Annotated in this window: 1 protein-coding gene; it reads right to left on the reverse strand. The window is 66.5% G+C overall.

Annotation, left to right across the window (positions count from 1 at the left end; translation table 11 throughout):
- On the reverse strand, window positions 1-1,407 hold a 1,407-nt coding region (locus tag TW83_RS14910; protein WP_045983565.1), incomplete at both ends, for a heme lyase CcmF/NrfE family subunit.

Consider the following 1,407-nt stretch of genomic DNA (forward strand, 5'->3'; position numbering starts at 1 on the left):
CCCGCCGCTACGCGATAGCGCCGGTCGGTCAGGCTGATCAGCCCGCCGATCGCCATCATCAGACAGCCCGCCCAGATCCAGTTGGCAAAGGGCTTGATATAGGTCCGCACCGCCCATCCGCCGCCGGGCTGTTCGTCACCCAGAACGACATACAGATCGCGCCAGAGGCCGTAATCGATCGCGGCCTCGGTCGTGGGCATCCCCTGGACGGGATAGACGCGCTTTTCCGGAGAGAGGGTCGCGACCGGGCTGCCGTCGCGGCTGGCCTCGATCACGGCCTTCTGGGCCAGATAGTTTGGTCCGTCCGCCCGGCGCACGTCGCGCAGGACCAAGTCATAGCTGCCGACCGCAAAGGGCTGGTCGATCTGCGCCACGCGCACATCCTCGACCTGCCAGGCCTGGATCAGGGACACGGCCACGAAGGTGACGCCCAGCCCGGAATGCGCGACCGCCTTGCCCCAATCGGCACGCGGCAGGCGCAACAGGCGCGACGCGCCGGAACTGCCGGTCCGCAGCCACAGATCGGCCAGCGCGCCGAAGATCAGCCAGGATCCCAGCCCGGCCCCGATCACGGCCAGCGCCGAATGTCCGGTTGATACCGCAAAGACCAGCATCATGATCGCCGCCGAAAGGATCAGCGGCCCGCGCAGCGGGCGCAGGCTGCGGGCCAGCATCGCACGTTTCCAAGGCATCAGTGACCCGATGGGCAGGGCGATCGCCAGCACGATCATGAACGGCGTGAAGGCCTGGTTGAAGAAGGGTGGGCCCACGGAAAGCACCCGCCCCCAGACCATCTCGGCCACCAGCGGCCAGATCGTGCCGATGAACACGACAAAGGCCGACACGGCCAACAGCACGTTGTTCAGCACCAACGCGCCCTCGCGCGACAGGGGGGCGAAGACGCCCTTGGCGGTCATCTCGGACGCACGGGCCGCGAACAGCGTCAGGGCACCGCCGATGAACACCGCCAGGATCGCCAGGATGAACACCCCCCGTTCCGGGTCGTTGGCGAAGCTGTGGACAGAGGTGATGACCCCAGATCGGACGATGAACGTGCCGATCAACGAGAAACCGAACGCCATGATCGCCAGAAGGATCGTCCAGCTTTTCAGCGCCTCGCGTTTCTCGACAACGATGGCCGAATGCAGCAGGGCGGCGGCCAGCAGCCAAGGCATGAAGCTGGCGTTCTCGACCGGATCCCAGAACCAGAAGCCGCCCCAGCCCAGTTCGTAATAGGCCCACCAGGAGCCAAGCGCGATGCCGATGGTCAGAAACACCCAGGCCGCCAGGGTCCAGGGACGGACCCAACGCGCCCAGGCCGCGTCCACGCGACCCTCGATCAGGGCGGCGACGGCAAAGCTGAAGGCCATCGAAAGGCCGACATAACCCAGATACAGGAACGGCGGG

The sequence above is a fragment of the Paracoccus sp. S4493 genome, assembly GCF_000967735.1.
GTDB classification, from domain to species: Bacteria; Pseudomonadota; Alphaproteobacteria; order Rhodobacterales; family Rhodobacteraceae; genus Paracoccus; species Paracoccus marcusii.